23 protein-coding genes, 2 tRNA genes and 2 pseudogenes are annotated in these 23,318 nt (G+C 68.0%); 22 read left to right on the top strand and 5 right to left on the bottom strand.

All coding sequences use genetic code 11. The features are described from left to right. Positions 1–119: 119 nt before the first annotated feature. The gene (locus AWU67_RS04810) at positions 120–1,034 is read right to left on the bottom strand and encodes an alpha/beta fold hydrolase (protein WP_067226980.1); all 915 of its coding nucleotides are present in this window, start codon (positions 1,032–1,034) and stop codon (positions 120–122) included. Between the two features lie 148 nt (positions 1,035–1,182). On the opposite strand from AWU67_RS04810, the gene AWU67_RS04815 reads away from it, so the two are divergent. After that, positions 1,183–1,560, top strand: a complete 378-nt coding sequence (locus tag AWU67_RS04815; RefSeq protein WP_067226981.1) for a hypothetical protein — start codon at positions 1,183–1,185, stop codon at positions 1,558–1,560. A gap of 58 nt (positions 1,561–1,618) precedes the next feature. On the opposite strand, the gene AWU67_RS04820 is transcribed toward AWU67_RS04815, so the two are convergent. After that, positions 1,619–1,692: transfer RNA gene (locus AWU67_RS04820), tRNA-Gly, on the bottom strand. Between the two features lie 268 nt (positions 1,693–1,960). Between AWU67_RS04820 and AWU67_RS04825 the strand changes: the two genes are divergently transcribed. From AWU67_RS04825 to AWU67_RS04865, 10 genes and pseudogenes are all read left to right on the top strand, one after another. Next, a tRNA-Pro gene (locus tag AWU67_RS04825) sits at positions 1,961–2,037 on the top strand. 50 nt (positions 2,038–2,087) lie between these two features. After that, the gene (gene tig / locus AWU67_RS04830; protein WP_067226982.1) at positions 2,088–3,548 is read left to right on the top strand and encodes a trigger factor; all 1,461 of its coding nucleotides are present in this window, start codon (positions 2,088–2,090) and stop codon (positions 3,546–3,548) included. 98 nt (positions 3,549–3,646) lie between these two features. Further along, entirely contained in the window at positions 3,647–4,150 is a 504-nt protein-coding gene (locus AWU67_RS04835) for a tetratricopeptide repeat protein (RefSeq protein WP_067226983.1), read from the top strand. 109 nt (positions 4,151–4,259) lie between these two features. Then, positions 4,260–4,847: an ATP-dependent Clp protease proteolytic subunit gene (locus AWU67_RS04840; RefSeq protein WP_067226984.1), complete on the top strand. Its 588-nt coding sequence runs from the start codon at positions 4,260–4,262 to the stop codon at positions 4,845–4,847. A 43-nt stretch (positions 4,848–4,890) separates the two neighbouring features. Then, positions 4,891–5,559: an ATP-dependent Clp protease proteolytic subunit gene (locus AWU67_RS04845; protein ID WP_067226985.1), complete on the top strand. Its 669-nt coding sequence runs from the start codon at positions 4,891–4,893 to the stop codon at positions 5,557–5,559. A gap of 16 nt (positions 5,560–5,575) precedes the next feature. Beyond that, positions 5,576–5,755, top strand: a pseudogene (locus AWU67_RS17945) (AAA family ATPase); the annotation flags it as partial. Between the two features lie 173 nt (positions 5,756–5,928). Beyond that, positions 5,929–6,336, top strand: a complete 408-nt coding sequence (locus AWU67_RS17950; protein WP_335339047.1) for a hypothetical protein — start codon at positions 5,929–5,931, stop codon at positions 6,334–6,336. A 278-nt stretch (positions 6,337–6,614) separates the two neighbouring features. Then, complete coding sequence (locus AWU67_RS17155; protein WP_129586642.1) at positions 6,615–7,481, top strand: DUF4232 domain-containing protein; 867 nt, start codon at positions 6,615–6,617, stop codon at positions 7,479–7,481. 173 nt (positions 7,482–7,654) lie between these two features. Continuing rightward, positions 7,655–8,929, top strand: coding sequence for an ATP-dependent Clp protease ATP-binding subunit ClpX (clpX, locus tag AWU67_RS04860; RefSeq protein ID WP_067226987.1), 1,275 nt, complete (start codon positions 7,655–7,657; stop codon positions 8,927–8,929). Positions 8,930–9,044: 115 nt separating this feature from the next. Then, the gene (locus AWU67_RS04865; protein ID WP_234407363.1) at positions 9,045–10,211 is read left to right on the top strand and encodes a benzoate/H(+) symporter BenE family transporter; all 1,167 of its coding nucleotides are present in this window, start codon (positions 9,045–9,047) and stop codon (positions 10,209–10,211) included. 69 nt (positions 10,212–10,280) lie between these two features. Here AWU67_RS04865 and sepH read toward each other — a convergent pair whose 3' ends face one another. After that, positions 10,281–11,492 carry a septation protein SepH gene (gene sepH, locus AWU67_RS04870; RefSeq protein WP_067226989.1) on the bottom strand — a complete coding sequence of 404 codons (1,212 nt, stop codon included), beginning with the start codon at positions 11,490–11,492 and terminating at the stop codon, positions 10,281–10,283. Between the two features lie 202 nt (positions 11,493–11,694). On the opposite strand from sepH, the pseudogene AWU67_RS04875 reads away from it, so the two are divergent. Then, positions 11,695–11,987 (top strand): annotated as a pseudogene (locus tag AWU67_RS04875) (DUF4193 domain-containing protein). Here AWU67_RS04875 and AWU67_RS04880 read toward each other — a convergent pair. Continuing rightward, on the bottom strand, positions 11,984–12,409 hold the full coding sequence (locus tag AWU67_RS04880) for a DUF3093 domain-containing protein (RefSeq protein WP_067226990.1): 426 nt from the start codon (positions 12,407–12,409) through the stop codon (positions 11,984–11,986). The pseudogene AWU67_RS04875 and the gene AWU67_RS04880 sit on opposite strands and share 4 nt — an antisense overlap. 100 nt (positions 12,410–12,509) lie before the next feature. On the opposite strand from AWU67_RS04880, the gene dut reads away from it, so the two are divergent. The 10 genes from dut to AWU67_RS04930 all read left to right on the top strand — a co-directional run bounded on the left by dut (position 12,510) and on the right by AWU67_RS04930 (position 21,774). Continuing rightward, on the top strand, positions 12,510–12,983 hold the full coding sequence (gene dut, locus AWU67_RS04885; protein WP_067226991.1) for a dUTP diphosphatase: 474 nt from the start codon (positions 12,510–12,512) through the stop codon (positions 12,981–12,983). Next, positions 12,980–13,606, top strand: a complete 627-nt coding sequence (locus AWU67_RS04890; RefSeq protein ID WP_067226992.1) for a DUF3710 domain-containing protein — start codon at positions 12,980–12,982, stop codon at positions 13,604–13,606. The genes dut and AWU67_RS04890 overlap by 4 nt, the downstream gene beginning before the upstream one ends. Before the next feature lie 11 nt (positions 13,607–13,617). Continuing rightward, complete coding sequence (locus tag AWU67_RS04895) at positions 13,618–14,385, top strand: DUF3159 domain-containing protein (protein ID WP_067226993.1); 768 nt, start codon at positions 13,618–13,620, stop codon at positions 14,383–14,385. Between the two features lie 174 nt (positions 14,386–14,559). Then, positions 14,560–17,370 carry an aconitate hydratase AcnA gene (gene acnA / locus AWU67_RS04900; RefSeq protein ID WP_067226994.1) on the top strand — a complete coding sequence of 937 codons (2,811 nt, stop codon included), beginning with the start codon at positions 14,560–14,562 and terminating at the stop codon, positions 17,368–17,370. An 88-nt stretch (positions 17,371–17,458) separates the two neighbouring features. Then, positions 17,459–17,767 (top strand): 4a-hydroxytetrahydrobiopterin dehydratase, encoded by a 309-nt coding sequence (locus AWU67_RS04905; RefSeq protein WP_067226995.1) that lies wholly within the window; start codon positions 17,459–17,461, stop codon positions 17,765–17,767. Between the two features lie 113 nt (positions 17,768–17,880). Next, positions 17,881–18,609: a GntR family transcriptional regulator gene (locus AWU67_RS04910; protein ID WP_067226996.1), complete on the top strand. Its 729-nt coding sequence runs from the start codon at positions 17,881–17,883 to the stop codon at positions 18,607–18,609. Between the two features lie 8 nt (positions 18,610–18,617). Beyond that, complete coding sequence (locus AWU67_RS04915; RefSeq protein WP_067226997.1) at positions 18,618–19,358, top strand: BtpA/SgcQ family protein; 741 nt, start codon at positions 18,618–18,620, stop codon at positions 19,356–19,358. Continuing rightward, positions 19,355–19,855: an ureidoglycolate lyase gene (locus AWU67_RS04920; protein ID WP_067226998.1), complete on the top strand. Its 501-nt coding sequence runs from the start codon at positions 19,355–19,357 to the stop codon at positions 19,853–19,855. Before AWU67_RS04915 ends, AWU67_RS04920 begins: the two co-directional genes overlap by 4 nt. Then, positions 19,852–20,859 carry a carbohydrate kinase family protein gene (locus AWU67_RS04925; RefSeq protein ID WP_067226999.1) on the top strand — a complete coding sequence of 336 codons (1,008 nt, stop codon included), beginning with the start codon at positions 19,852–19,854 and terminating at the stop codon, positions 20,857–20,859. Before AWU67_RS04920 ends, AWU67_RS04925 begins: the two co-directional genes overlap by 4 nt. 9 nt (positions 20,860–20,868) lie before the next feature. Continuing rightward, positions 20,869–21,774, top strand: a complete 906-nt coding sequence (locus AWU67_RS04930; RefSeq protein ID WP_234407364.1) for an ABC transporter substrate-binding protein — start codon at positions 20,869–20,871, stop codon at positions 21,772–21,774. 73 nt (positions 21,775–21,847) lie between these two features. Here the strand turns inward: AWU67_RS04930 and AWU67_RS04935 are convergent, their stop codons facing one another. Next, entirely contained in the window at positions 21,848–23,305 is a 1,458-nt protein-coding gene (locus tag AWU67_RS04935; RefSeq protein ID WP_067227000.1) for a carboxylesterase/lipase family protein, read from the bottom strand. Between the last annotated feature and the right edge of the window lie 13 nt (positions 23,306–23,318).

The raw sequence follows: 23,318 nt of genomic DNA on the forward strand, positions 1-23,318 counted from the left end.
GCGCCCCCGTCTCTGCCGTCATCGGTAGCCCCCACCCGGCCCGCCGTCGTCGGCGGGCGCAACGCGACTCAGCATAGTGGTGGGCCGCGGCCTGCTCCGGCTATTCGGGTCTGCTTCGGCTATTCCGGGCCGCTCGGTGCGGGCGGCAGGGAGCCGCGGTGGATCTCGTAGGCGCGGGCATGGCCGGGGGAGTCGGGATCATCGACGATGGGTTGGTCGGCCATGAACAGGCGGACAATGTTCGCCAACTCCCCCGGGTGGCTGAAGTTGATGGCGTGCGCGGCGCCCTCGATCACGACCAGCAGCACGTTGTTGTCGGTGTGCGCGGCGACCGCCTGGATCCGCGTGGGTGACGGCATCAGCGGGTCCCGGCTGCCGAGGACGGCCAGGGTCGGGATCGTCAGCTCCAACAGTCGGTCGAGCGAGGGGTAGTGGGTGAGGGCGTGGAACATCCTGACCGTGCTCGACACGCCGAAGCGGAGGTAATCGGGTGTCGCGACCGCCATCATCTCGCGCGGCTCCCGTTTGCCGTCGCGCGCCAGCTGGCTCATGGCACGCGACAGCGGCTGGTTGTGCAGGCCGCCTGCGGGCGAGACGAGGATCGCGCGGTCGATCCGTTCCGGGTAGAGGTGGGCGAACTCGAGGATGACCGGGCAACCCATGGAGTTGCCGATGAGAGTGGCCGTCTCGACCCCACGGTCATCCAGGAAGCGTGCGGCGGCGTGCGCCAGATCGGGCACATCGAGTGCCTTCGCGGGCTTGCCGCTCCGGCCGAAGCCGGGCAGGTCGGGAACGAAGGTGTGGAAGTCGTCCATCAGCCGTTCGGCCGTGGGAAGCAGGTAGCGGCCGGAGAGGCCGAAGCCGTGCAGGTGCAGCATGACGGGGGCGTCCGGGGGCACGGGGGACTCCCGGTAGAAGATGTCGACACCGTCGACGTTCGTCCAGCGCTCGGCCAGCCGCGATGCCGGATGCCGCGGCAGCCGCTTCGGTTCGCGGCCGGAGGGGCCGGGCTCGGCGGAACTCGATGGCGTCATCGCTCTCCTCCCCTCGGAGGACCTGCTCACGGCCGCCGACGCGACGATCGGCTCGTACCAGCACTTTTGCCGTGTCCGCGAGTGCTGTCAACCCCCTCGGCCGGGACGGGACAGGATGTATCCGACTAGATGGACGAGGGGGCGTGCGATGGCTGCAGAGACGGGCAGCGCCCCGGCCGGGCCGATCGAGATCGGACGAGCAGGCGTCATCGTGACCGTCATTCTGCTGCTCGGCCAGGGCCTCCTCGCGATCGTACTGACGTCCCACATCCTGTGGAGCGCCAACGAGCTGGCAGGAGTCGGGATCGGCCGCGACGAGCTGAGACGATTCGGGGACGGCCCCAAGTTCGCGTTCGCCAGCGTCTGGCTGATGCCCCTCGTCGGCGGCGTGGCCGGCTTCGCCCTGCTCATCTCCCCGGTCGGCAAATGGGCGTGGCTGGCCCCGGTTGGCGCGATGCTCATCAGCATCGCGCTCTGCCTGTACTTCATCTCGACATTCGACTACGTCCCGCCGCGGGGTGGTTAACGGCGGGGCGGGTGAATGCAGAAAGGGCCGCAACCATTCGGTTGCGGCCCTTTACTTTTGGAGGGGCTGACGAGAATCGAACTCGCATCATCTGTTTGGAAGACAGAGGCTTTACCACTAAGCTACAGCCCCAGATTCGCGTGATTCCGGGGATTTCCGGCATCCAACTCTGGGTATTTTTAGTTGTCGGGGAGGCTGAGGATCTACCATTGATCTACATCCCCGTGGCCTACAGCTGTAGGCACTCGAATAATGTTAGTACAGCTTTTGACGTGCCTCGTACACTTTGCCGTTGCGCGAGCGCATCCGAAACAGTGCACTAGACTTGCCGAGGCCTTTCTGCTCGCGTGCAACTATGCATGCAGCGGCAGAGAAGGCACGACGGGTTGCGGCACTGACTCGGGGCGTAGCTCAGCTTGGTAGAGCGCTCGGTTTGGGACCGAGAGGTCGCAGGTTCGAATCCTGTCGCCCCGACCACGTCGTGAGACATCCCAGCAGAACTTTTGACGTCTAGGAGAATTGCCACAATGCCAAACACTTCGGTTGAAATGCTCAGCCCGACGCGCGCCAAGCTGACCATCTCGGTTTCGCCCGAAGAGCTGAAGCCCAGCATCACCCACGCTTACGGCCACATCGCCGAGCAGGTCAGCGTTCCCGGCTTCCGCAAGGGCAAGGTTCCTCCCGCGATCCTCGACCAGCGCGTGGGCAAGGGTGCCGTCATCGAGCACGCCGTCAACGAGGGCCTCGACGGTTTCTACCGTCTCGCCGTCGCTGAGCACGACCTGCGCCCGCTGGGCCGCCCGGCCGCCGACATCGTCGAGTGGCCCTCCGACAAGGACTTCTCCGGCGACCTGCTCCTCTCCATCGAGGTCGACGTGCGCCCCGAGCTCACGCTGCCCGAGCTGGCCGGTATCGCCCTCACGGTTGATGCAGCCGAGATCGCAGACGAGGACGTTGACGCAGAGCTCGAGAAGCTCCGCAGCCGCTTCGGCACGCTCGTCACGGTCGACCGCCCCGCCAAGAAGGGTGACTTCGTCACCATCGACCTCAACGCCAAGATCGGCGACGACGAGGTCGACAACGCCAGCGGCATCTCCTACGAGGTCGGCTCCGGCGAGCTGATCGAGGGCATCGACGAGGCCCTCGACTCGCTCTCGGCCGACGAGACCACCACCTTCGAGTCCAAGCTGCTCGGCGGCGACCGTGAGGGCGAGACCGCTCTCATCACCGTCACCGTCACCGCGGTCAAGGAGCGCGAGCTTCCCGCAGCAGACGACGACTTCGCCCAGATCGCCAGCGAGTTCGACACCATCGCCGAGCTGCGCGAGAGCCTCGTCAAGCAGGTTGAGGGCAACAAGACCTTCGCCCAGGGCGGCCAGGCACGCGACCTCCTCATCGACAAGCTGCACGAGCTCGTTGAGGTTCCCGTTCCCGTCTCCCTCGTTGAGGACGAGGTGAACCGCCACCTCGAGGGTGAGGGTCGCCTTGAGGACGACGAGCACCGCGCAGAGGTCACCGAGTCCAGCGAGAAGACCTTCCGCACCCAGATCCTGCTCGACGCAATCGCCGAGGCCGAAGAGGTCAAGGTCAGCCAGGACGAGCTCTCGCAGTACCTCATCCAGGGTGCAGCGCAGTACGGCATGAACCCGAGCGAGTTCGTTCAGGTGCTCAGCGAGAACGGCCAGATCCAGGCCATGGTCGGAGAGGTTGCCCGCAACAAGGCCCTCGCGATCATCCTCGGCAAGGCTGTCGTCACCGACGCCAACGGCAAGGTCGTCGACCTGGCCGAGTTCACCGCTGTCGACAACGGTGAGGACGAGGCAGAGGCCGAGGCTGAGGCCGAGAAGCCCGCCAAGAAGGCTCCGGCCAAGAAGGCTGCCGCCAAGAAGGACTCCGACGAGAAGAAGGCTTCCGACGAGAAGCCGGCCGCGAAGAAGCCCGCTGCGAAGAAGGCCGCCAAGGCCGACGACGCCGAGGCTGCCAAGTAGTCACACGCTTGTCCTGAACGAGGGTCGGATGCCGCTGGCATCCGGCCCTCGTTCTATTGCACCCCCTTGTTCCACCCTCGAGCACCCCAGGAGATCGCATGGACCGCCGTACAGAGTGGCAGGCGCGCGTCGACGCCGTCTGGGCCGACGCCTCGTTGAACAACGCCGAGGTCATCGACCGCATCGACGAGCTGGCGGCCGAGTGGCCGGACGACGACGCTCTGTCGTTGTTCCAGTCGGCCGGCGCCAGGGACTCGGCCGGGCTGGAGGCACAGGCCGAGCCGCGCTACCGGCGCGCCCTCGCGCTGGGACTGCCGGAGGACGAGCGGGCGCAGGCCGTGATCCAGTTGGCCAGCACGCTGCGCAACCTCGGTCGTGCCGACGAGGCCATCTCGATGCTCCGCGCCGAGCTGGCCGCCCACCCGGGCGGCATGTACGCGGGAGCCGCTGCCGCATTCCTGGCCCTCGCGCTGGCGGGCAGCGATGCGAGCAGCACGCCGGGCCGGGAGGCGACACAGGTCGCCCTGCTCGCCCTGGTGCCCCATCTTCCGCGATACCAGCGCAGCGTCACGGCCTACGCCAAGGCACTCACCGCCCCCTGACGGACGGCCCGCGCCGGGACTCGCGATCTGCCCACGGCGAACACCGCTGTTCCCGTGCCCCCGCTCCGATAGATTCGTCATACCGCGTTAACTGAAACGGAGCGACAACATGGCTGAACCTCTGGTAGCCACCAGCGTTTTTGATCGACTGCTGAAAGACCGCATCATCTGGCTCGGTTCCGAGGTGCGCGATGACAACGCCAACGAGATCGCCGCCAAGCTTCTGCTGCTGGCCGCCGAAGACTCCAAGCGCGACATCTACCTCTACATCAACTCGCCCGGTGGCTCGATCACGGCTGGCATGGCCATTTACGACACCATGCAGTTCGTGCCGAACGACATCGTCACCGTCGGCATCGGCATGGCGGCATCCATGGGCCAGCTTCTGCTGACCGCTGGCACCAAGGGCAAGCGCTACATCACCCCGAACGCCCGCGTGCTGCTGCACCAGCCGCACGGTGGCTTCGGTGGAACCTCCAGTGACATCCAGACGCAGGCCCAGCTCATCAACGACATGAAGCGCCGCCTCGCTGAGATCACCGCCGCGCAGACCGGCAAGAGCGTCGAGCAGATCAACGCCGACGGAGACCGCGACCGCTGGTTCGACGCCGAGCAGGCCCTCGAGTACGGCTTCGTCGACCACATCCGCGAATCCGCGCTGGATGTCACCGGCGGCGGCGGAACCGAAACCAAGTAAGCCCCCGAGCATCGACAATTCGAGAAGAAACGAAGAGACGACTATGACGACCCCCAGCTTCGGTGGCACCGCATTCTCCAGCATGCAGGCACCCGGCTCTCGCTACATCCTGCCCAGCTTCGAGGAGCGCACAGCCTACGGCTACAAGCGCCAGGACCCCTACGCCAAGCTGTTCGAGGACCGCATCATCTTCCTCGGCGTCCAGGTGGATGACGCCTCCGCCGACGACGTGATGGCCCAGCTCCTCGTGCTCGAGAGCATGGACCCGGACCGCGACATCCAGATGTACATCAACTCACCCGGTGGATCCTTCACCGCGATGACGGCCATCTACGACACGATGCAGTACATCCGCCCGCAGGTGCAGACCATCGTTCTCGGCCAGGCGGCCTCCGCCGCTGCCGTGCTGACCGCAGCCGGCGCCCCCGGCAAGCGTCTGGCCCTGCCGAACGCCCGCATCCTGATCCACCAGCCCGCCGTCGGCGAGGCCGGCCGCGGCCAGGCCTCCGACATCGAGATCCAGGCCAAGGAGATCCTGCGCATGCGCACCTGGCTCGAGGAGACGCTGGCCAAGCACTCGAACCGCGACGCGGCACAGGTGAACAAGGACATCGACCGCGACAAGATCCTGAGCGCCGACGAGGCACTCGAGTACGGTCTGATCGACCAGGTGCTCACCTCGCGCAAGAGCCTCGCGGCCCTGACCAAGTAACACCGAGTAGCGCCGCATGAACGCGACGGATGACTGGCAGCACGATCGCCGGCCCATCCGTCGCGTTTCTGCGTATCAGGGTGCAGAATTCGATCCTGGCGTGTGGCCGGCGAGTATCCCGGCCATCGCCCAGGTTCTCAGCGAAGGGATCGAGTTCCCCGCTGGCGTGACCTTCCTGGTCGGCGAGAACGGGAGCGGCAAGTCCACGCTGCTCGAGGGCATCGCCGTCGCGGCCGGCCTGCCCCGGAAGGCGGCAGCAGTCGGGGCACACACACGACGCGGGCCACCGAGTCGCCGCTCAGCGACTGGCTGCGGATCGAGCGCGGCCTGTCCGCACCGCGTGACGGCTTCTTCTTGCGGGCTGAGACCATGCACGGCTACTACAGCTACCTGGAGTCGCTCGACAACAGCCCAGACACGCACCTGCACTCGCTCAGCCACGGCGAGTCCTTCAACGACCTGCTTGAGAACAAGCTCAACCATCCCCGCTACGTGACCGGGCTGGTGTGCCTCGACGAGCCAGAGGCGGCGCTGTCCTTCGCCTCCACCTTGAACTGGATGGTCGGGCTCCGCGACATGGTCGACCGCGGCAGCCAGGTGATCTGCGCGACGCACTCGCCCGTGCTGGCCGCGCTGCCGGGGGCGCACATCCTGGAGCTCGGCGACGGGGGGATCCGCGAGACCTCCTGGGCCGACCTCCAGCTGGTTGCGCACTGGCGCTCGTACATGCAGTCGCCGGAGCGATACTTGCGGCACCTCTTCGCCACCGAGTCGTAGCGCTCAAGCGTCGAACGCGGCGTGGGCACCCCGTATGCTCATCGGATGACGTCGTCCGGGGGAACACGATCACTTCTGTACGCGAGCGCGCTTGCGGCAGCCCTGTGGCTGTCGAGCGCCGCCGCCTACGCATTCATTGCCTGGAACTCGCTCGCTCCCCGTCAGTTCATCGTGCATGCCGTCCCGGAAACGATTCCGGGCGGGGTGTGGCAGCTCCCGATGCCGTGGCCGGTGGTCGCCGTGCTGGCCTCGACAGCCGTGGTGTTCCTCCTCTACCTGTGGCTGGCTCGCGCCCTCGCCGAACCCGACCAGTCACGCCGGACACGCTTCCTCGTGCTCTGGTTCGTCGCGATCGCCAGTGGCTTCCTCGCCACACTGCCCTGGGCTGTGAGCCAGGTCATCGCCGGCTTCCCACCCGCTCGGGCGGGGTTCCTGCTGAACCCGGTGGGGAGTACCTGCTGCAGAGCGGCTACTGGGGGCTGGTCTGGGGCTGGCTGCCCGCACTGGTCGCGGTCGTCGGCTCGGCCACCGCTCCTGCGGAGCGGCCCACACGATTCCGCCGCACGCTCGCCGCGCTGCTGGCCGTCGCGATGCTGGCATCCGCTTTCGCCTATTTCACCGGGTATCGCGCGGGACGGGTACAGCAGGCCGACCTCGCGGCGATCGATGAGGGCCACACCGTCGGCGCAGTGCCCGACCCCGATCTGACGGTGTCGCCGCCGCCCACCCAGCTGCCAGCGGTAGGCGAGATCGACGCATCGTGGTGCACGCCGGAACAGGCACTGGTGCTCTTGAGCGATCGCGACGCCGCGACCGGTCACCGGGTGCAGACGATCCGCGCCATGAACTTCAGCGAGGAGCCCTGCACCCTGAACGGCTATCCCGATATCGCGTTCGCCGATGCGGGCGGCTCCGAGATCGCCGTCACGCTCAAGCACGGGCGATCCTTCATGGCGGGCGATGCGGGGGCGCAAGCGATCACCCTCGAGCCCGGCGGTTACGCGAAAGCGAGCATCGGTTGGGACGCGATGGCGACGGAGGGGCAGCTTGCCACCTACGAGCTGCACGCTGCGATGTATCCCGGGTTGGAGCGTGGCTCCTGGCCGGTGAAGCTCGACATCATCGCGGGGGAGACGTGGCGGTGACCGCGTGGGAGTTGAGCGATGCCGGCGGCGGAAAAGGCTAGACGTCTGGTTGAGACTCGTTGGCGTTTCTGCGGGCGTCGATCGGCGGGATGTCCGCAGCACAGGCTAGGCTCGGAGACGTTCCGGAACACGCGTTTCGACACAGGAAATCAAGTCGCTGAGGAGGCGGACAGATGGCACGCATAGGTGAAAGCGCCGATCTGCTCAAGTGCTCCTTCTGCGGGAAGAGCCAGAAGCAGGTCCAGCAGCTCATCGCCGGGCCGGGCGTTTACATCTGCGACGAGTGTGTCGAACTCTGCAACGAGATCATCGAGGAGCGACTGGCCGAATCCGGCGAGGAGGCCACCGGCGACTTCGAGCTGCCCAAGCCCAAAGAGATCTTCGGCTTCCTCGAGGAGTACGTCATCGGTCAGGAGCCCGCCAAGCGCGCGCTGGCCGTCGCCGTCTACAACCACTACAAGCGCGTGCGTGCCCGCAGCTCGATCGGGCCGGCCGATGTCAAGGACGACATCGAGATCGCCAAGTCCAACATCCTGCTGATCGGCCCGACCGGCTGCGGCAAGACCTATCTGGCCCAGACACTCGCCAAGCGCCTCAACGTGCCCTTCGCGGTCGCGGATGCCACGGCGCTGACCGAGGCCGGCTACGTCGGTGAAGACGTCGAGAACATCCTGCTCAAGCTGATCCAGGCCGCAGACTACGACGTGAAGCGCGCCGAGACCGGCATCATCTACATCGACGAGGTCGACAAAATCGCCCGCAAGGCCGAGAACCCGTCAATCACTCGCGATGTCTCCGGTGAGGGCGTGCAGCAGGCGCTGCTGAAGATCCTGGAAGGCACCGTCGCCTCCGTGCCGCCGCAGGGCGGACGCAAGCACCCGCACCAGGAGTTCATCCAGATCGACACCACCAACGTGCTCTTCATTGTGGCCGGCGCCTTCGCCGGGCTGGAAGAGATCATCTCCTCGCGTGCGGGCAAGAAGGGCATCGGCTTCGGCGCCCCACTGCACGTGAAGGGCGACGACAAGAACCTGTTCAGCGAGGTGCTGCCGGAGGACCTGCAGAAGTTCGGGCTGATCCCCGAGTTCATCGGCCGCCTCCCCGTCGTCACCACCGTCACCCAACTCGACCAGGTGGCGCTGATGGAGATCCTGACGAAGCCGAAGAACGCCCTCGTGCGCCAGTACCAGCGCATGTTCGAGTACGACGGCGTCGAGCTCGAGTTCGAGCCGGCGGCGCTGGAAGCCATCGCCGACCTCGCCGTGCTCAGGCAGACCGGGGCCAGAGGCCTCCGCGCCATCATGGAGGAGGTGCTCGGGCCGATCATGTTCGAGGTGCCATCCAGCGAGGAGGTGGCACGTGTCGTTGTCACCCAGGCCGCCGTGCTCGAGAACGCGGCCCCCACGATTGTTCCCCACAAGGCGCGCCGCCAGGAGAAGTCGGCCTAAACCGGCCGGGTCACGCAACGTCGCGTAGGCCAACCAGACGAAGGGCACGGGCATCCTCCAAGCGATCTTCGCCGGCATCGTCGCCGCGATCACCGGTTTCGCCAGCTCCTTCGCCGTGGTCATCGCCGGGCTCAGCGCCGTCGGCGCGAGCGACGCGCAGGCCGCATCCGGGCTTTTCGCTCTCTGCCTGGCCGTCGGGCTGTGCTGCATCGTGGTGCCCTGGCTGAGCAAGGTGCCCATCTCCTTCGCCTGGTCGACGCCGGGTGCCGCCCTGCTGTTGGCGGCTGGCGCGACGACGGGCAACTTCGCGGCGGCGGTCGGCGCGTTCCTCGTGTGTGCAGCGCTCATCGTGCTGTGCGGGCTGTGGCCTGCACTCGGCCGGGTGATCACGGGCATCCCGAAGCCCATCGCCGGGGCGATGCTGGCCGGCATCCTCTTCCCCATCTGTGTCGCACCCGTGACCGCCACCATCGAGCAGCCGCTCGTGGCCGTGCCGATGATCCTGGTCTGGCTGCTGCTGGCCCGGCTCGCCCCGCGCTGGGCGGTTCCCGGTGCGATGCTCGTGGCGGCGATCGGCATCGCGGTCATCGCCGGGCCCGGCGTGTTCGCCGGCCACGGCGTGCTGCCCCGGCTGGAGTTCGTGGCACCCGTGTTCGAGCCTGCCGTGATCGTCAGCCTCGGGCTGCCGCTGTTCATCGTGACCATGGCCGGCCAGAACGTGCCCGGCTTCGCCGTGATGTCGACGTTCGGCTACACCGTAGCCCCGCGCCCGGTGCTGCTGACCACCGGGCTGGCCTCGGCCGGGGGAGCGTTGTTCGGCGGGCACGTGATCAACCTCGCGGCGATCACGGCGGCGCTCATGGCCAGCCCGGAGGCGCACCCGGACCGCTCGAAGCGCTGGGTCGCGACCGTCAGCTCTGGCTTCGTCTACCTCGCGCTCGGCGTGGGCGCCGGCGCCGCAGCCGCACTGGTCGCCGCCGCGCCGCCCGTGATCATCCTCGCCGTCGCAGGCCTGGCGCTGCTCGGCGCGCTGGCCAGCTCGGTCGCCGGCGCCCTCGAGGAGCCAGAGCACCGCGTCAGCGCCATTGCCACGTTCCTGGTCACCGCATCCGGGGTCTCGATCGTCGGCATCGGATCGGCGTTCTGGGGGCTCCTCGTCGGAGGGCTGTTCCTGCTCTGGCTGGCCCCCGCCCGGAGGCAGCGCGCTGCCTCAGCGCCAGAGACAACGTCAGAGACGGCGCCAGAAGACCCCGCGCTGGCTGCCCAACCGGACGCGTCCTGACCGGACGCGTCCTGACCGGACGCGTCCTGACCGGACGCGTCCTGACCGGACTCGTCCTAACCGGACCGTCTAGGCCAGGTCGTCGTCCGTGCGCGCGCCGAAGACGATCTCGTCCCAGCTCGGCATCGAGGCTCGGCCCTTCTTGCCGCGGGCCACGGCGGGCGCCACGGCGGGGCTGGGATCGGCGGGCGCGGCCGCGGGAGCGGTCGTGCTGGCGGGCCTGCTGGCGGCGCCCCAGAGGCGCAGCGTGGGGTTGGACGGGGCCTCGTCCGCGCTGTCGGAGGAGTCAGCGGCCGGCGCGGCCGGGGACTCAACGGGCGCAGCCGGAGCAGGAGCAGCAGCGGCGGCCGGAACCGCGGTCGGCCCGGTGGGCGCGGCCGGGGCGATGGGCGCAATCGGCACCGTCGGCGCGGGGCGGGCGTCGGCCACGGTGGATGACGCGGCCTCGCGCTCCCCGCGGCGGCGGCGCAGCGCCTCCAGCAGATCGGCGGTCTCGCTCAGCGAAGGTGCCGGCTCGTCGGCGCGCTTGATGGCCGCCTTGCTGGCGGCGGGGCTGGACGACGCGGCACGGCCGTACGGCATCGGCTCCAGCTGCGAGACGACGTCGCCCGGGTCATCGCCGATCAGCGGGTCGCGGAACGTGAACGCCCCGCTGTCGAAGCGCGACTCGTCGATGGTGGTGTCGTGGCCGACGGCGCGCAGCCGGGGGATCAGCGAGCCGCTGATCTCGCCCTGCTGCGACAGCGTGACGGCCTCAGAGTTCAAGGGGGAGAGGGTGAGCTTCTTCGGCTCGAAGCCCCAGCGTGCGTCGTGGTCGATCCCGTCAGCGGTGAAGGCCAACTTGATCACCCATCCGCCTGCCGGCTCTTTCCAGCTGGCCCAGCGCTCACCGTGCGCGCCGAGCGAGGCGAGGCGTTCACGAATGACGGTGCCGAAGTTCATGGCCTCATCGGCCGGCTCCGGGTCAATCGCGGTGTGCACGGGAACGCCCAGCGCCGACGACACCATGTGCTCGCGCTCGGCGACGACGGGGCCCTCGAAACGCTGGATGTACTCCAGCGAGGCGCCGGTGACCGCGGCGACATCATCGGCAGACATGCCGGAGCGAATGTAGGCCTGGACCTCTCGCGGCGAGAGCTTGGGGCTGTTCGCCGCCTCCGGCTGTGCCTGGCGCAGCCGCGACTGCAAGACATCGTCGATGACGATGCGATAGCGATCGCCCTCGTCTGAGGCGACAAGCAGCGCCCCGTTCTCGACGCCGATTACCTTGAGTTCCTGCATTGCGTTGAGCCCTTTCGCGCTGGCTATCGAAGCCAAGGATGCCACGCGAAACACCCAATTCGGGGAATAGACCGGGCGTGCCGGAAGTTCTGCACGGATAGAGCGAAAAAGTGCGGCACAAGGGTTTGCTATTCGCCGCGCTTTGTTGCAAACTATGGCCGCCGATTTTTGTTCTGGCGGCAGTAAATGGAAGTGGATGGGTATGGCAACGGATTACGACGCACCTCGTAAAACAGACGACGATTCTGATTCGATCGAGGCGTTGAAAGAACGAGTACCTGACAAGATGTCGGGCGTCGTTGATGTCGAAGACGCCGACAATCCCGGTGGCTTCGAACTGCCTGGCGCCGATCTCTCCGACCTCGATCTCGACGTGGTCGTGCTGCCCCGCAGGCAGACGAATTCACGTGTGTGAGCTGCTTCCTGGTGAAGCACCGCTCACAGATCGACCACGAGTCCAAGCTCGGGCCGATCTGCCTGGAGTGCGCAGCCTAGGCAGCAGGAAAACCAGTTTCTGGCCGTCGCGATCGATTGATCGCGGCGGCCAATTCTGTTGGGCGGCGGCTCGAGAGCAACCAGTACGGGGTGGGGTCGCTCGGGTCGCTCAACTCCACCTTCACGACCGACTTCACCCAACCGCGGATCAGCAACCACGCGCGCGCATCCAGTCGGGGGCCTCGTTCGGCAAAAGCCTCGGCACCTTCACAGCTTGTGGCCGCGGCCACGGCGGCGATCGGCACACTGGCCCGACCAGCCGTGAGTCGATCAGCGGTCAACGTGATCCGCGGTGAGGCGAGCAGCAGCAGGCCGACGCATCCGGCATACAGGATGATCGCGGTCACGATCCCTGCCGGCACGCTGATCGGGGCCAACACGAGGATGCTCGCGGGGATCACCAGGGCGGTGGAAACGAACATCCACGGGTTCGGCCAGAGCCGCTCGTCATAAACGGGGGCGCGGTATCGAGGTTTTCAGGCATGTCTCTATTCGATCAGAGTTCTGCACTACCCTCGACACGTGGCTGAAAGCGTTGAAGTATTGATCACGGCATCCGTGCTGCCCCACTACGCCCACCCGGGCGATGCGGGCGCAGACCTGCACTCCGCGGAGTCGGTGACTCTCGCGCCCGGCGCGCGTGCACTCGTCGGCACCGGCGTCTCGATCGCATTGCCGGCCGGATACGCCGCATTCGTGGTTCCGCGGAGCGGCCTGGCCGCCAAGCACGGCATCACCATCGTGAACAGCCCGGGCACCGTGGACGCGGGCTACCGCGGCGAGATCAAGGTCGCTCTGCTCAACACCGATCAGAGTGAGCCCTTCCAGATCGCCCCGGGCGACCGCATCGCGCAGCTCATCATCATGCCCGTCGCGCAGGCGCGCTTCATTCCCGTCGACACGCTGCCGGGCAGCGCCCGCGGCGAAGGCGGCTTCGGATCGACCGGCACTGCGCCAATCGGCAGTGCCACCCCAACTTCAGGAGGCATCGCGTGAGCGACGTTGAGAACATCGGCGACCTGCCGGTGGAGCACCCCAAGTCCGCACCAGAGGACCGCGCAGAGAACGGCCCGCTCGACGACAGCGAGGCGAACCCGGTTCGCCCCTACGTCGACCTCGGCGGCGTCCGCATCCTGCCGCGCGAGGGCCTGCACCTCCGCCTCGAGATCGAGGAGGAGAGCAAGCGCGTCGTGGCGATCGGCCTCGACTACGCAAACTCGACGCTGCAGGTGCAGCCGTTCGCCGCGCCCCGCTCCAGCGGCCTGTGGCACGAGATTCGCGAGCAGATCTCCGAGCAGATCGCACGCCAGGGCGGCACGACCACCCTCCGTGAGGGCACCTTCGGGCCCGAGCTGCTCGCCCAGATCCCCGTCGCGGCCGGATCCGGAACGCCGGGCGGCACCCGTCTGGCCCGTTTCGTCGGTGTCGACGGACCGCGCTGGTTCCTCCGCGGTGTCATCGCCGGTGAGGCGGCCGTCAACCCGGACGCCGCCGCGGCCGTCGAGGAGCTGTTCCGCAGCATCGTCGTCGTGCGTGGCACCACGCCGATGCCGCCGCGTGACCTGATCCCGCTGCGGATGCCGGCCGCCCCGGCAGCCGACACCCCGACCGATGTCTGACCCGCTGCACAGTGTCTGACCAGAAGGACGAGCAGGGCGACGACCGAAACAGCGACGGTCAGCACGGCGGCGAGCCGTTGGAGCCGGTGGCCAGTTTCGGAAGCCAGCTCGCCGATGCCGCCCGCAAGGCGGGCCTCGGCAAACTGGCCGAAGACGAGCGGCTCTCGCCGCGCGACATGCTGGGCGCCCTCGGTGGCATCCGCGGTCTCGCCGAGACGATCGTGCCCGGCCTGGTCTTCCTGGTCATCTTCAGCTTCACCCAGAACCTCAACTGGGCCCTCGGGCTGTCTGTGGCGTTGGCCGCCGTCTTCACTCTCCTGCGCATCGTCGCCAAGACGCCCGTCATGCAGGCCGTCGCCGGACTGATCGGCGTCGTGGTGTCTGCCGCCCTCGCCCTCTGGACGGGAAACGGCGCAGACAACTTCGTTCTAGGGCTCATCACGAACGCGGTCTACGCCCTCGTCCTGCTCGTCTCGATGCTGGTGCGCTGGCCGCTGATCGGCCTGGCAGCCGGCTACCTGATGGGCGACGGCCTGGCCTGGCGCCAGAACAAGCGTCGGTTCCAGGCGATGCAGCTGCTCACCGCCTGCTGGTTCGGGCTGTTCGCGCTGCGCCTCGTGGTGCAGCTGCCTCTCTACTTCGCCAACAACGTCGAAGGCCTGGCCGTGACCAAGCTGCTCATGGGCGTTCCGCTCTATGCCCTGCTGCTCATCGTGTCGTGGTTGATCGTTCGGGCCGTCTATCCCAAAGCGACGGATGCCGCGGCGCGGCGCCCCTGAGACCCTCCTCCCTCCTGCTACAGTTATCTCGACATCGAGATAAAATCTTCCGCCGAATCAGCCCTGACCGGTGCAGCCGACTTAGGCTAACCTTGCTGGCAGAATGCGCAGTGCGGCCGCGAAGATTGAACACATGCCGCGCATCTGGCGGCGCCCAGCAAAGGAGACGGCCACGTGTCTGCAGTAAACAGCTTTGGAGCAAAAGACACCCTCCGGGTCGGTGAGACCGACTACGAGATTTTCCGTGTCGACACCGTCCCCGGGTACGAGAAGCTCCCGTTCAGCCTCAAGGTGCTTCTGGAGAACCTGCTCCGCACCGAGGATGGTGCGAACGTCACCAAGTCGCAGATCGAGGCCCTCGGCTCGTGGGTTCCCGAGTCCGAGCCTGACACCGAGATCCAGTTCACGCCCGCCCGCGTGATCATGCAGGACTTCACCGGTGTTCCCTGCATCGTCGACCTCGCCACCATGCGTGAGGCCGTTGCGGCCCTCGGCGGCGACCCCAACAAGATCAACCCGCTCGCGCCGGCAGAGATGGTCATCGACCACTCCGTCATCGCCGACCTGTTCGGCACCGAGAACGCCCTCGAGCGCAACGTCGAGATCGAGTACGAGCGCAACGGTGAGCGCTACCAGTTCCTGCGCTGGGGCCAGACGGCATTCGAAGACTTCAAGGTCGTCCCGCCCGGAACCGGCATCGTGCACCAGGTCAACATCGAGTACCTGGCCCGCGTCACCATGACCCGTGAGGTCAGCGGCGTGCTGCAGGCCTACCCCGACTCCTGTGTCGGCACCGACTCGCACACCACCATGGTCAACGGCCTGGGCGTGCTGGGCTGGGGCGTCGGCGGCATCGAGGCCGAGGCGGCCATGCTCGGCCAGCCCGTCTCCATGCTCATCCCCAAGGTCGTCGGCTTCAAGCTGACCGGGGCCATCCCGACCGCCGTGACCGCGACCGACGTCGTGCTCACGATCACCGACATGCTGCGCAAGCACGGCGTCGTCGGCAAGTTCGTCGAGTTCTACGGTGAGGGCGTCGCGTCCGTGCCGCTGGCCAACCGCGCCACCATCGGAAACATGAGCCCGGAGTTCGGCTCAACGGCCGCCATGTTCCCGATCGATGACGTCACGCTCGACTACATGCGCCTGACCGCTCGCGACGCAGAGCAGATCGACCTCGTCGAGGCCTACGCCAAGGTGCAGAAGCTCTGGCACGACCCGGAGCTCGAGCCGGTGTACAGCGAGTACATGGAGCTCGACCTCTCCACCGTTGTCCCGTCCATCGCCGGCCCGAAGCGCCCGCAGGACCGCATCGAGCTCAGCGGCTCCAAGTCGGCGTTCGAGAAGGACCTCCTCAACTACGCAGACGTCGAGCACGACCTGGTCGACCTCGAGATCTCCGAGTCCTTCCCGGCATCCGACCCGCCCTCGAACTCGGCGGAAGACGAGCACAACCATCACCACCACGTGCACCGCAGCCACGCACCCGCCTCGGTCTCCAAGCCGACCGACGTGACGCTGGCCACCGGCGAGAACTTCGTGCTCGACCACGGTGCCGTCGCCATCGCCGCGATCACCTCGTGCACCAACACCTCCAACCCCTCCGTGATGCTCGCCGCCGGCCTGCTGGCCCGCAACGCCGTCAAGAAGGGCCTCAAGGCCAAGCCGTGGGTCAAGACCACGCTGGCTCCCGGCTCCAAGGTCGTCACCGACTACTACGCCAAGGCAGGCCTCACCGCCGACCTCGAGGCCCTCGGCTTCTACACCGTCGGCTACGGCTGCACCACGTGCATCGGCAACTCGGGCCCGCTGCTCGACGAGATCTCGACCGCCATCAACGAGCAGGACCTCGCCGTCACGGCCGTCCTCTCCGGTAACCGCAACTTCGAGGGTCGCATCAGCCCCGACGTCAAGATGAACTACCTGGCCAGCCCGCCGCTGGTCATCGCGTACTCCATCGCCGGCTCGATGAACTTCGACTTCGAGGTGGACGCACTGGGCCAGGACCAGGATGGCAACGACGTGTTCCTCAAGGACATCTGGCCGGATGCCGCCGAGGTGCAGTCCACAATCGACAACTCGATCAACGAGGGCATGTTCAAGACCCAGTACGCCGGTGTCTTCGAGGGTGACGAGCGTTGGCGTTCGCTGGAGACCCCCGCCGGTGCGGTCTTCGAGTGGGACGAGACGTCGACCTACGTGCGCCGCCCCCCGTACTTCGACGGCATGACGATGGAGACCACCCCGGTCAGCGACATCCAGGGCGCCCGCGTCCTGGCCAAGCTGGGCGACTCGGTCACCACCGACCACATCAGCCCCGCCGGAAACATCAAGGCCGACAGCCCCGCCGGTCAGTACCTCGTCGAGCACGGTGTCGAGCGCAAGGACTTCAACTCGTACGGCTCGCGTCGCGGCAACCACGAGATCATGATCCGTGGCACGTTCGCCAACATCCGTCTGCGCAACCAGCTTCTCGACAACGTGGAGGGCGGCTACACCCGCGACTTCACGCAGGAGGGCGCACCGCAGTCGTTCATCTACGACGCCAGCCAGAACTACCAGGCCGCCGGCATCCCGCTGGTGATCTTCGGTGGCAAGGAGTACGGCTCCGGATCCTCGCGTGACTGGGCAGCCAAGGGCACCAGCCTCCTGGGCGTCAAGGCCGTCATCACCGAGAGCTTCGAGCGCATCCACCGCTCCAACCTCATCGGCATGGGCGTCGTTCCGCTGCAGTTCCCGACCGGCGAGAGCTGGGCGTCGCTGGGCCTGGACGGCACCGAGTCCGTCTCGATCCTGGGCCTGGAGGAGCTGAACAACGGCACCACCCCGAAGACGGTTCGCGTCGTCGCCACCCCGACCGACAACTCGCCGGCCGGCAAGGCCGTCGTCGAGTTCGACGCCGTGGTACGCATCGACACCCCGGGTGAGGCTGACTACTACCGCAACGGCGGCATCCTGCAGTACGTGCTGCGCTCGCTCGTCTAGTCACTCAGCAACTCAGCAACACAGCAATGGCCGGTCCCGAGAGGGGCCGGCCGTTGTGCTTTGCAGCGGCGGCGCGCAGAGTGGAGTCATGAGCGCACACCACGCATTGCTGCTGCCGAGCGACACCGCCGACACCCTTGCCGGCACCGCATTCAGCCATCGACCGGGCAAACTGCACGGGGAGTATGCCACCGGCGACTTCGCCGGGGCCGTGAGCCTGCTCGACCAGGTTGCCGCCGTGGCCGAGGAGCTGAACCACCACCCCGACGTGCGGCTTGTCTACGGCCGCATCGCCTTCGAGCTCAGCTCGCACGACGCGGGCGGCGTGACCGAACGGGACGTCGCGCTGGCGCAGCGCATCCAGGCGTTGGCGGATGCCGCGGCCGGCACCGTCTGATCGCGAGCCGCTGGCCGTCGCCATTCCTGTTGAGCCCATTCCACGGGGCCTCGTTGCCCCACGTCTTCTTTGCTTGTATGGTCGTCTATACAAGTGCTTGAGGGAGGCAAACGATGGTGTCACAGGACTATCAGCCGCTGTACGCCCAGATCGGCCGCCATGTGCGCTCGCTCATCCTGAACGGCGCGCTCGTCGACGGGGACGCGATCCCCTCTGAGCCCTCGCTCATGGAGACGTTCCAGACCACCCGCGGCACCGTGCGGCAGGCCATTGGCGAGCTGGTGAACGAGGGCCTCGTGCGCCGCGTGCAGGGCAAGGGCACCTTCGTGCAGTTCCGGCCGATGACGCACAGCCTGTGGAACTTCGGCGGCTTCAGCGACACCATGAAGGGCCGCTCCGGCACGCCCGTCTCCCGGGTGGTCGCCCACGAGATCCTCGACCTCGGCGGCGTGCCAACGCTCCACCTGGTGCGGTTGCGCGGCGTGCGGATCGCCGATGTCGAGAGCATCTACTCGCTGGACACCTCCCGCCTCTCGCTCGAGATGTTCCCGGGGCTCGACGACGTCGACTTCGAGAACGCCTCGCTCTACGACACCCTGCGCAGCCGGTACGGCGTGCACCCGCGGCGCACCGAGCTGACCCTCAGCACGCTGGCACCGGATGCCGGGGTGCGCGCGATCCTCGGCGAGGCGGAGGACGGGCCGGCGCTCGTCTCCCTGCGCGGCGCCGCCTTCGACGAGAACGACCGCGAGATCGAGCAGATCGAGATCGTGTACTCGTCCACGGTCGAGTTCAACATTTCCACCACGATGCCGGCAGAGCTCCGGGCTTCTTCCCGATAGGACACAGCATGACTTCCAGACGCACCGACTTCCTCGCCCGCATCGCGGCAGCCCCCGTGGTGCTCGGCATGGTGCACCTCAAGGGTGAGACGCCGGAGGAGAAGCTCGACATCGCCAAGCGTGAGATCGAGACGCTGTACAGCAACGGCGTCGACGCCGTGATCGTCGAGAACTACTTCGGCACCCCCGACGACGTCGAGGCCGTGCTGAGCTGGCTGCAGCAGGAGCGTCCGACGGCCTGCTACGGCGTCAACGTGCTCGACGACGACGCCCGCGGCTTCGCCTTGGCGGCCGCCTACGGCGTCAGCTTCGTGCAGCTCGACTCGGTCGCCGGCCACCTCACCGCCGACGACGAGCCCGCGTTCGCCGAGAAGCTGGCCGGCTGGCGCGAGGCCACGGATGCCGCGGTGCTCGGCGGCGTGCGCTTCAAGTACCAGCCGTACCTGAGCGGAAACGACCTGGAGACCGACCTGCGCCTCGGCATGGCGCGCGCCGACGCCATCGTCGTCACCGGCGAGGGAACCGGCATGGAGACGAACCTCGACCGGATCACCGAGTTCCGCGGCATCCTGGGGGAGTTCCCCCTGATCGTCGGCGCCGGCGTCACCGCAGACAACTGCGTCGCCCAGCTCGCCCACGCCAACGGCGCCATCGTCGGCAGCTTCCTCAAGGACACCCGCAAGGACGACGGAGACGTGCTCGGCGCGCACGTCGCCGAACTCACTCAGATCGCCCACGGTGCGCGATGACCGAGGCCGCCAGCACCCTCGTCGCTGAGCCGGTCAGCGCCGCGGCCTTCTCGCCGTTCGGTGAATACTTTGACCTGGCGGCGGGAGGCGACCGCGTCGTGACGACGCTCGGCGACGGCTGGACCGACCGGCGGTCGTTGACCGCCGTGCTCCAGACGCCGGGGCACCTCGGCTTCACTCTCGGCGCCGCCACCCCCTTCGCCGTGACCGGCATGGAACGCCACCAGCACACCCGCGAGGTGTTGCTGTGCGCCGCTGAGCCCGTCGTCGTCGCCGTGGCCGCCACCCCTCGCGATGCCCCGGCCGCCGCCGACCTCCGCGCCTTCACCCTGCAGCCCGGCGACGTCATCGTGCTCGCCGAAGGCATCTGGCACACCGCCTGCCACGGCATCGGCAAGCAGGCGCACTACTACTGGATGGCGACAGCCGACGACAGCATCGCCGACGAGTGGGTGCTGCCCACCGGTGGAGCCGTGACGGTCGAGGCCGCGGCATGACCCGCGCCGGCACCGTCTTTGTCGGAGACGTCGCCCTCGACGAGTACTTCACCGCCGAGAGTTGGCCCGCGCTCGGCGACAAGGCGTGGCTCGACCCGCTGCCCGCCGTTGTCGGCGGCATGATCGCCAACGCGGCGTCCGTGCACGCGGCACTCGGCGCGCCCACCCGCTTCCTCACCACGATGAACGACGGCGCGATCAGCCAGCGGCTGCTCTCCGACCTCGAGACGGGAGGGGTCGACACCGGGCTGTGCCTCGTCGACAACGAGTTGGCCGACTCGCGCTGCCTGATCTTCCTCTCCGGCGGGCAGCACGTCGTGCTCACCCCGCGCATCGGCGACCAGCGGTTCGAGCTCGACGCCGAACGCTTCCAGGTGCTCTCCGCCGCGCGGAGCCTGTACAGCTCGATCGGCGACCTGCGGCGCCTCCGCCACGGAGCGCTCACCCCGCTGGAGATCCTCCGCGCCCTCCGTGCCAGCGGCACGCGGATCGTGCTCGACCTCGACGTCGCCGACCTCGAGCCCGGTGACCTGGAGCTCATCGGCACCGTCGACCTGTTGTTCGTGAACCGGATCGGCTTCGACCGCCTCCGCGCCGGCCGCAGTGCGTCCGACTGCGCTGGCGCGCTCATCGCGGGCGGCCTCTCGCACCTGGTCGTCACCCGCGACGCTGACGGCTGCATCGTCTACTCCGCCGGCGCCCCGACCGCCACGCCGATCAGCGTCGCGGGCATCGCCGCCGACGTCGTCGACGTCACCGGCGCGGGCGACGCCTTCTGCAGCGCCTTCCTTTTCGCCCTGGACCGCACCGCGGATGCCGGCCTCGCCGCCCTCTTCGCCAACGGGGCGGGGGCCAGGGCGACCGAGGCCCACGGCGCCCGCTCCGGGGTGGCGGGCGTCGGTGACGTCATCCGCTACCTCGAGGTGGCCGGGGTCGACACCGCGGCCCTCAACCTCGCACTCACCACCGCACCATCAGCCACATCCACACCCGATTCGCACTAAGGAGCACCCTTGACTTCCGTTCACCCCACCCGCCGCCTGCTCTTCGTGGCGGCCGCATCCCTCCTCGCCGTCAGCCTCGTCGGCTGCGTGCAGAACGCGCCGACGACCGCCGCCCCGACCGGCGACGCCGTGGTCGTCGGAGCCGACGAAGCCGTCAGCGCCCTCCTCCCGGCCGCGATCGCAGACAGCGGCACCCTCCGCGTCGGCGTCAACCTGACCTACTCGCCGAACGAGTTCAAGACGCCGGACGGTGCCCCGACCGGCTGGGCCATCGAGCTGATGGACGCCGTCGGAGCCAAGATGGGACTCGAGGTCGAGTACCAGGGTGCCGCGTTCGACAACATCCTGCCCGGCGTGATCGGCGGCAAGTACGACGTCGGCCAGGGATCGTTCACCGACACCAAGGAGCGCGAGAAGATCGTCGACTTCGTGAACTACTACTCCGCCGGCACCCGCTGGGCGGCCGCCGCAGGCAGCACGCTGAACCCGGACGACGCCTGTGGCCTCGTCATCGCGGCCGGCGCAACCACCTACCAGGAGACCGACGACATCCCGGCACGCTCCGAGGCCTGCGTCGCCGCGGGCAAGGAGCCCATCAGCATCCTCAAGCTCGACACCCAGGATGACATCACGAACGCAGTCGTCCTCGGCCGTGCGGCCGGCTTCGCGGCCGACTCGCCCGTCACCGCCTACGCCGTCAGCGCCACCAAGGGCAAGCTGGAGCTCATCGGTGAGCAGTATGACTCCGCACCCTTCGGCTTCGCCGTCGCCAAGGACGCGGGCACGCTGGCTCAGGCGCTTGAGGCCGCCGTGCAGGCGATCATCGACGACGGCAGCTACGGTGCGATCCTCGCCAAGTGGGGCGTTGAGGACGGCGCTGTCAGCACCGCCGGGATCAACGGGGCACTCTTCTAAACCCGCAACAGACCAACGCCACAGAAAACGGCCGGCCCCGACAGGGGTCGGCCGTTTTCTGTTCTACCCGCTCTCAACGCCAGCGGGCGCGCTCCTGCTCGCGCGGCGCCGGCACGACGGCATCCGTTGTGCCGTCCCACATCTTGACCGGCCGCTCGGCCGACCAGGCCGGCCAACCGGGGTCACCGGTGGCGGCGAAACGCACCCAGGCGGCGTGCATGTCAGTGGCGAGCCGGCGCGGCGCGTCCGGCCCAGCCATGGCCACGGCCTCCGCGTTGTCCACGTTGTCGAAGACGAAGCCGAGCTCGAGGGCGTGGCAGGCGCCCAGACCATCGACGGGGGAGCGCCAGGCGAACTCGTAGACAAAGCTCGGGGCGGCGCCGGGCACCGCCAGGCGGGCGTCGGCCAGCTTGTTCAACGGCACGCGCAGCAACAGGTCAGTCGCCAGCGCGCCGAACAGCTCGCCGACGCTGGCACCGGGCCGGTTGCGGCGGTACAGCCGCACCGTGCCGGGGGAGATCCCGAACTTCGCCATCGCGACAACGATGTGCAGCCAGCCGATCTTCGTCAACAGGCCGGTCGGCACGAACCACAGCCGGTACTCCTCCGTGTTGGCGCCGAACAGCACGGGGATTCCCGAGCCGGCCCCGGTCGTCAGTGCCTCCATCGGATGCCGCGGCACCGTCTCCGAGCCGAGCGTCAGTGCGAACGCCGGGCCGCCCGTGATGGGTGTTGTGCCGGCCGTGGCCCGGCGCTGCGCATCGAGGAGCCGCGCGGGGGAGAGTGCCGCGAAGGCATCCCTGCTCGGCGCGACGCCGAGCAGCTTCGCCATGCCGCGGGTCACCGCGCCCGCTGTTTTCGCCGGTTTGGCGTCCGGCGGGCCGCTCTGCATGATCGCCCGGTCGAACAGGCTCGCCGCGTCGGGCAGCGCCAGCAGCGCGGCGATCGTGATCGCGCCCGCCGATTCGCCCATCACCGTGACGCGGCTCGGATCGCCGCCGAACGCCCAGATGTTCCTGCGCACCCAGCGGAGGGCCTCGATCTGGTCGGCCAGTCCCAGGTTCGCAGGGGCGCCGTCCAACACCGAGAAGCCCTCGGCTCCCAGCCGGTAGTTCGCGCCGACGAAGAGCACGCCGTCCTGGGCGAAGCGGGTGCCGTCGTACACCTCGAGCGCATTGCTGCCGCGGCTGAGCGACCCGCCGTGGATCCATACGATGACGGGTGCCAGTGCGCCGGCCTGTCCTTCGGGGGCCCAGATGGCCAGGTTCAGGATCTCGTCGCCGGGCACGTGAGCGGTGCCGAGGAACTTCTCCATCCCGCCGCCGTAGGGCAGCTGGGGCGGGGTGGCGCCATGCTCCGTGCAGTCGCGCTCGCCCGACCACGGCACGACGGGCTGCGGCGGCCGGAACCGATTCGGCCCGAATGGGGCCGCGGCATACGGCACGCCGAGGTAACGGTGCACGCCATCGACGACGCTGCCCCGCACACGGCCGGACTCCGTCTCGACACTGATCTCGGTGGTCTCTGACATCTCGCTCCTTCGC

Origin of the sequence: Microterricola viridarii, assembly GCF_001542775.1 — a bacterium.
GTDB lineage: Bacteria > Actinomycetota > Actinomycetes > Actinomycetales > Microbacteriaceae > Microterricola > Microterricola viridarii_A.